This window comes from Oscillatoria sp. HE19RPO, from assembly GCF_024220515.1.
In the GTDB taxonomy this organism is placed as follows: Bacteria; Cyanobacteriota; Cyanobacteriia; order Cyanobacteriales; family Laspinemataceae; genus Laspinema.
On sequence record NZ_JAMXOT010000186.1, the window covers coordinates 19,663 to 27,177 of the forward strand.

The 7,515-nt window shown below is 47.7% G+C and carries 4 protein-coding genes and 1 pseudogene; all 5 read right to left on the reverse strand.

Translation table 11 applies throughout. The features are described 5' to 3' along the window. Nucleotides 1-5: 5 nt before the first annotated feature. Complete coding sequence (gene recJ / locus NG833_RS17385; protein ID WP_254566546.1) at nt 6-2,468, reverse strand: single-stranded-DNA-specific exonuclease RecJ; 2,463 nt, start codon at nt 2,466-2,468, stop codon at nt 6-8. A 106-nt stretch (nt 2,469-2,574) separates the two neighbouring features. After that, a pseudogene (locus NG833_RS30990) lies at nt 2,575-4,250 on the reverse strand (IS1182 family transposase). 477 nt (nt 4,251-4,727) lie between these two features. Then, complete coding sequence (locus NG833_RS17400) at nt 4,728-5,333, reverse strand: hypothetical protein (protein ID WP_254566549.1); 606 nt, start codon at nt 5,331-5,333, stop codon at nt 4,728-4,730. A 228-nt stretch (nt 5,334-5,561) separates the two neighbouring features. Beyond that, complete coding sequence (gene ruvC, locus NG833_RS17405) at nt 5,562-6,062, reverse strand: crossover junction endodeoxyribonuclease RuvC (RefSeq protein ID WP_254566550.1); 501 nt, start codon at nt 6,060-6,062, stop codon at nt 5,562-5,564. A 67-nt stretch (nt 6,063-6,129) separates the two neighbouring features. Continuing rightward, nucleotides 6,130-7,221 (reverse strand): magnesium chelatase ATPase subunit I, encoded by a 1,092-nt coding sequence (bchI, locus tag NG833_RS17410; RefSeq protein WP_254566551.1) that lies wholly within the window; start codon nt 7,219-7,221, stop codon nt 6,130-6,132. Nucleotides 7,222-7,515 lie beyond the last annotated feature (294 nt).

Below are 7,515 nucleotides of genomic sequence, written 5' to 3' on the forward strand. Positions count from 1 at the left end.
TGCGACTAATGCAAGGGCGATCGCCAATTAATTTGTGCTAATTTTCCCGGGGGAAAGGCATACCATCGATACAACCGTTCTAATTCGAGATCGAGGGTTTGGGTAGGAGGAAATTCCGGATAAGAATCCCCCAATTCCCGTAAAGCAGCCAATAAGGTACTCGGTGCCACCCACAATTCTTGCCCGAGTTGCAACAAGTTCAAGGGTTGAGTCCCCGCCTCTTGGAGGCGATCGCGCAGGTGCGATCGCAACTGCATCGGTGACGGCAAAGGCGGTAGGTGATTGTAAACATACACCTGACGCGGCATCCCTTTCGCCAGCAACCATTGCAAATGAGTCCCGGAAGGGGGTAACGTCCAGAGTAACAACGTATCACAAGGTCGTTTGGGAAAGTTCCACTCAACTTCACAAGCTGTCGCGCCAATTTCTGGTCTACCGGCACCATAGAACAACACTCGACCCTGTAAGTGAGTGAGTAACGATTGCAAGGAAATCCCCGATAACCATTCTGGATTAACCGTCACCGGAGGTGCTTCGGGAATCACCGGAGTCACCCGAGGCGCAGTAATGGGCCCCGTTGTCTGGGGAAAGGATTCCTGTACAGGTTGTTTCATTGGCGTTTTCAGCGATCGCCGAACTGGGGGTGGAGGTGGCGCTGACGGTTGGGTAATCTCACTCGGGCGACTCTCTTCGTTCTCAGGCAGACGGGCGCTGATTAGTTCTAATTCTACATTGGTCTGACCATTCCAAGTATTTTCCCGCAACTTATAGGCCACATCAATGTATCGAGGCAGGGGAAAATAATCCCCCCAGCGCCATGCAATCCCTTGAATCCGACGCGGCGTGGCAATTTTTGACGAATTGGGGTGGAAACTGTGAGTTGAGCTTTCTAGGGTAACTTTGATATGTCCTTTGCCGACGATACGCTGGTGCACCACTTCTACGTTCGGCGTCCAGAATACCGGGGATGGGTTTTCGATGCCGCAAGGGTGGAGGCGATCGATTTCCCGGTATAAGTCGAGGTCAATTTGCTCAAATTCCGCCAGCACATTAATGGCGATCGCCGGTTTGAGATGATGAGGTTCCAGACATCCATGAGCAAACTCACTTAACCCTTGGCGAAACCCGTCTAAGTTTTCCGAACTTAGGGTAAATCCCCCGGCAGCGCGATGTCCGCCATATTTTCCCAACCAGCGATCGCAATGTTGCATCGCCTCAAACACATGAAATTCTGGAATACTCCGCGCCGATCCGCGTATATGTTCCTGGCGATCGTCCTCATAAGTGCCAATAAATACCGGCACACCGTAGCGTTCCACCAAGCGAGAGGCCACAATCCCAATAGTACCATGATGCCAACCCGGTTGGACCACCACTAACACCCGACTGCCTAAATAATCAATCCCACTGCTTTCAACCCAGGCAATCGCTTCCGCCTCGATGGTTTCGCACATCTGCTGACGGTCCTGATTGATTTGTTCGCACTGCATCGCCCGAGTTAAGGCAATCCCGGGATCATCCGTCGTCAGCAGTTCGATCGCCACCTGCGGGTCACCAATCCGTCCCACCGCATTAATGCGCGGTCCCAACCGAAACCCGATTTCATCCGGTTTCATGGTTTTCCCACTGCTACTGGCACCGGAAACCTGAATTAACGCTTGTACCCCTGCCAACTCCGACTCTGGTAACTGGCGCAATCCTCGTTTAACCCAGCGGCGATTTACTCCCGTTAACGGGGCTAAATCCGCAATAGTTCCCAGGGTTAATAATTCTCGTAAAGGTTTGATTAAGGGTTTGGATTGACCCAACTTTTGTGCTAAACAAATGGCTAAAATATAGGCAACGCCCACCCCAGCAACTCCCCGATAAGGAGACTCTTCTCGAATCAGTTTTGGGTTAAGAATTGCCGTTGCCGGAGGCAGTTCATCCGGGAGTTCATGGTGGTCCGTAATAATCGCATCCATCCCCAATTCTCGGGCGAGGGCGATGGGTTTAACCGCCGCGATGCCATTATCCACCGTTAAAATAATTTGCACCCCTTCCCCGTGAAATTCCCGGACAATTCGCTCATTAATCCCGTAACCTTCTGCCATCCGACTGGGAATGGCATAATCCACATTCGCACCTAATGCCCGTAATGCCCGCATTAACAGGGCGGTACTGGTCATGCCATCGGCATCATAGTCGCCACAAATCGCAATTTTCGACCCTTTGGCGATCGCCTTTTCTAGTAAGTCTACCGTCAGTGCCAAGTCTGGAAAATCCTCCACCGGAGGAGGCAAACTCACCGATTCCGGGTCTAAAAATGCCTTGACTTCTTCTACGGTTTCAATGCCGCGATCGATAACTGCTTGCGCCAAAATCGGTGGCAGCGCCACTGCCTCAGCAATCTGCTGGGCGAGTTCGGGTTTTTGAGGATAAATCTGCCACCTGTGATTGGGTAAACGGATCGCGGTAGTCGGAACCATAACGTTATCCCTAGAGCTGATTTGGAGTTGCTTTGATCTATCCTATCAGGATTCTGTTGGCTAATCACATGGGGGGTATTACCCCCCAAGCAACATTCGACTAGAATCAGAAAAAGTGGGGCGGCGGATATTGAGCTTTAAGAGCAGCAAAAGCGCTCGGGCGACGCAGAACCTTAAAGGGTTGTGTCCACCACTCAAACAAACGACTTACATTCATAGCTGTGGCTATTGCTATATGCTGTAAATGGGTTTTGGCTAGACCCGAATAACGCGAGCGACGTAAATCAAATGCCCTTACCCCTTGGCTGATGGTGGCTTCACAACCAGCACGAAGGGCGTAATCTTGTTTAAATGCCTCAGTAGTTTGACGATGCCTTGCCTCAATTAACGCATAGTGTTGCTCACGGGGTCTGAGCTTGAGTAATCGGGGTTTTTTTTTGGAATGAGTACAAAGCTCTCGTTTAGGACAATCGGCACAATCAGTTTTAGAAAAATGAACCTCAATCACGGGTTGATTAGATTTATCCGTTCGATTACGCCAAGATTGACTGATTTTTCCCACAGGACAGCCAACTTGCTGTTGGTCCCAATCAATCCTAAAATAGGATAAATCAAATCCGGTTTGATTGCGGGCTTGCCAAGAAGTGTCGGTTCTTATTTTACCCACCAGTTCAACTTCATAGTTTGAACGTAACGTCACTAAGTGGTGCGAATCAACATAGGCGCTATCAACCAAATGTTGTTTGGGGAGTAATTCTTTCTCCGATAACTTTTCATGAATAACTTGAGTCATATCCCCATCTACTGTGGTGGCTGGAGTGGTCTCGACATTCACGATTAAATGAGGATAATCTTCATCACAGGTTTCGGTTAAATGAACTTGATATCCGGTCCAATTTTTCTCCCGTTTGGTAGCGTTACGAGCTTCAATATCGTAAGGGCTTTCAATTTGGATGGAATTAGGAGGAAGGCCCAAGTCTTTCGGGTCTCGCCATTTGAGTTCAGAATTAATAAAAGCATACTGCTGGACCCATACTTGTCGGAGAATTTCTACGCTTTCTAGTTCACATAAATCAAAAGCGGTTCCCCCGTCGTAAATGGCTGCTGTGCAAGTGATGTCCATCGGCTCCGATGGTCAAAGCCAAGCGTTCACGTTCGCTTTTATCTTTAGGTAACCGATAAGCATCTACTCTAGAGCTATAGCGGTCAAACCAATCTTCTTGAATAACAGAACACAGCCAATTTGGAGCGTGACTAGACAAGTCATTTAAGGCGTGACGTAATGTTTCTCCAACCAACTCTAAACGGTTGAGCATTCGGATAGCCCCTAAAACCTGGGTTGAATCCGTGCGCTGAATTCCTCGACCTTTTAACAGTTTTTTTTCTTTAAATCGGGCTAACATTTTGTCCAGGAGAATTGATTCGGCCTCTTTTTTAACTAGGCGGTCCCTCCATTCTTTTAAGATGGTGTGGTCAAAACCCTCATCGGTTAATTCTAGCCCTAACACATATTTCCAATCAATCCGAGCCCGTACTGATTCGGCTGCTTGTCTATCGGTTAATCCTTCGGCAAACTGCATTAAGGTAACCAACGCTAAACAGGCCGGAGACCGGGCTAACTTACCACAGTTCGGGTAAAGCTCAAGAAAGTCTTTATCTGTATAGAGTCTTCCTAGTTCTTCATACATGAGCATATAAATGTTTCATGTACGGGAACGAGGCCCTTGCCACGGCAACGGTTTGTTCAGGAATAATCCATTGTTCTTGAGGATGAAGGGTCATGATTCACTCCATAAATTAGGGGAGAAACAGGGTAGGGTCCCTAAACCACCATGAGTTTTTCTTGGGTACTATTTTAACGGGCTTGACTCTCCTAGGTAAGTAGGGGGTCAGACCCCCTATGTGATTAGCCAACAGAATCCTCAAGGGTGGGGCACTTGCGGACAAAGCCCGCCTGCGCGGGCTACTCTATAAAAACCACTGTTGATACCGGGAGTTTGTCTCCACGGGACCAGAAACCGGGTTTTTGGCCTGAATTGGCTGCAAAGTGCGACAGATTTTCTCAAGAAACCCGGTTTTTAACCGTTCCTGTAACCCAGGACTAACGCAGTTGTTATACTAATCCGGCTTCTATTCATGGTACTGTTGAGACTCCCTACCGCGATGCGCGGGAGGACAACGGGTCACGGGAAACCAGAGAGTTCGTCGGGAGGGAACTGCGTGGGGTGGATGGAGGCGATTCGTTTGAGTTAAACCCCCTCAGAATTCCTTCTTTTTTAAGAAAACCCTTGGAGAGTCAACCGTTATAAACTCAAGACTTTGTAATATATCAATTAGTTTTAGATTATATGGCCTTAAAGAAGGCCGAATCGGTTGTTGATAAAGGGTAGAAAACTCTTTTCCAATCTGCTCGAAATCTATAGCAGGTTGGTTGGATTCCCTCGCTAATTTTTTGATAATCTTGCCAATCACTTGCTGAAAGTCTGCTGCTGTCTTAATTTCTTGAAAAACTTTATCCTCCTCGGTATCATCAATTCCATATACCTCTAAAATATTATCTTGACGGGTTTTGATTTTAGGGGGTATAGCCCTAGTTGAACGAGGTCTTCTATACGAATGCATATTCGGCGAATGTTGTGGAGAGGACCTCTGATAAGGAAGATTCTCCGCTAAGGCGATGTAAAAATCGTTGGGTTCACACCTTTGGTAAATCCTAAATTCATAATTGTTATCCAGAAAAAAATCTTGATCAACACTAATCTCGTATTCCTTTTTCAATACCCCACAAATCTCTGAATATCTGACCCAAATCAAATAATTTCCACATATTTGCCGGATGATTTCTTTGATTAAATTTATATCCATGCCGTTAAGCAATTAAAGTCTAATCAAGTTGCCTGTGCAGCCCTCACAGAAATCCGGACCTGCACCCTTACACTTTGACCTATTATAACTCGCTCAATTCCTAGATCGGTAAATGTTTACCCATCTTAATATTATCACCGATCTGTGGCACCAGGGGCCTCTCTTTCTAGGGGGCTTGCTCGGCTAGAAACTTGGGGGTAGGGATTGGGAATGAACGGTCAATTCCCCTTAATTTTCCCGCTGAAACCAGGCGGTTAACGCCACCGCTAAGGCATCGGCTGCATCATCGGGTTTAGGAATTGTTTCTAAATTCAACTCTCTGGCTACCGCTTGTTGCACATCATATTTATCTGCATTGCCATAACCTGTAACCCCTTGTTTAATTTGGGCGGGGGTATATTCGATTAAGGGTAATTTATGTTGCGCTACTACCAGTAAAATTACCCCTCGCGCTTGGGCGACTAAAATAGTGTTTCCCATGCGATAAAAGAACAATTTTTCCGCTGCTACTAAGTCCGGTTTAAATTGCTCAATTAGGGCGTGTAAATCTTCATAAATTGTACATAACCGCTGACCGAGGTCGGTTTTGGCGGGGGTTTGAATAATGCCAAAATCGAGCAGAGAAACGGTTTCGCTGCGACTTCGCCCTGTTCCTCCGGTTTGAGCGGCGATCGCCCCAAATCCTAATGTAGCTAAACCCGGGTCTATTCCTAAAATTCGCTGTTCCATAACCATTGGATGTAGAGGCGCTTAAGGGCTTTTTTGATGAACTCTACCCCAGCGCCACTACACCGATTTAACCTTCTTCTGACATTTCTACGCCAAAGACACTGCTAAAGACTTTTTGAACCTTATAACCACTATCAATGGATTCCAAGGGGTCTTTGCGTAAGCGGTGACGCAGACAAAGGGTAATCACGCGCCGGATATCATCTAGGGTGACTTCCGTGCGTCCTTCCAAAGCAGCGATCGCCTTGGCAGCGCGGTTGGTGACAATATCTCCGCGCAACCCATCCACATCCAACTCAGAACAAACCTGGGAAATTTGGACGCGCATTTCATAATCCAAATTCACCGAAGGCAACAGATTTTGAGCATCAATCAGCTTTTGCTGTAACGCTTGTTGTTCTGTTTCGTGTTGTTCCAAATAGGTTTTAGGATTTTGGTCAAATCCTGAGCGTTCCTCAACGATTTTCACCCGTAAAGCGGGTTCTTTCACCGTGCGGATTTCGGCGTGCATCCCGAAGCGATCGAGCAATTGGGGACGGAGTTCACCTTCTTCCGGGTTACCGGACCCCACCAACACAAATCGCGCCGGGTGACGAATGGAAATCCCTTCGCGTTCAACGGTATTCCATCCTGAAGCAGCGGAGTCTAACAACACATCCACGAGGTGATCGTCGAGGAGGTTGACTTCATCCACATAGAGGATACCGCGATTGGCTTTGGCTAACAAACCCGGTTCAAAGGCTTTTACCCCTTCTGAGAGGGCTTTTTCAATATCAATGGTCCCACAAACCCGGTCCTCCGTGGCACCGAGAGGGAGATCAATCATTTGCACCTTGCGCTGCATCAGGGGTAAGGTTTCTCCCCGAGAGGCGCGATCGCGGACCACATCACTCATCAGTTCAGGATCCGAGGGATGACTGTTGAAGGGGTCATCTGCCACCACTTCAATTTCTGGAAGCAGATCAGCTAAGGCACGGATGGTAGTAGACTTGCCAGTGCCGCGATCGCCCATAATCATCACCCCGCCAATCTTGGGGTCAATGACATTTAGCAGCAATGCCAGTTTCATTTCTTCCTGCCCCACAATAGCAGTAAAGGGAAACACAGCACGCCGCGCGATCGCGGGTTGAGTTGGAATAGCTTGGGCAATCGGACTCACGACTTTACCTATATTTCTATCTGTTTATGGCGTTTCTCATTGTGCCATTGTTTAGCCCCCCTTGTCTGTCCTTTTGCGATCGACCTTGGAGGTTCTGGGTCCTCACCCCCAGTCGTTCTCTTCGTTCGTAGTAACAACTTCAGGCGTTCTCTTCGTTCGTAGTAACGACTTCAGTCGTTTCCAAAGTTCGTAGTAACGACTTCAGTCGTTTCCAAAGTTCGTAGTAACGACTTCAGTCGTTTCCAAAGTTCGTAGTAACGACTTCAGTCGTTTCCAAAGTTCGTAGTAACGACT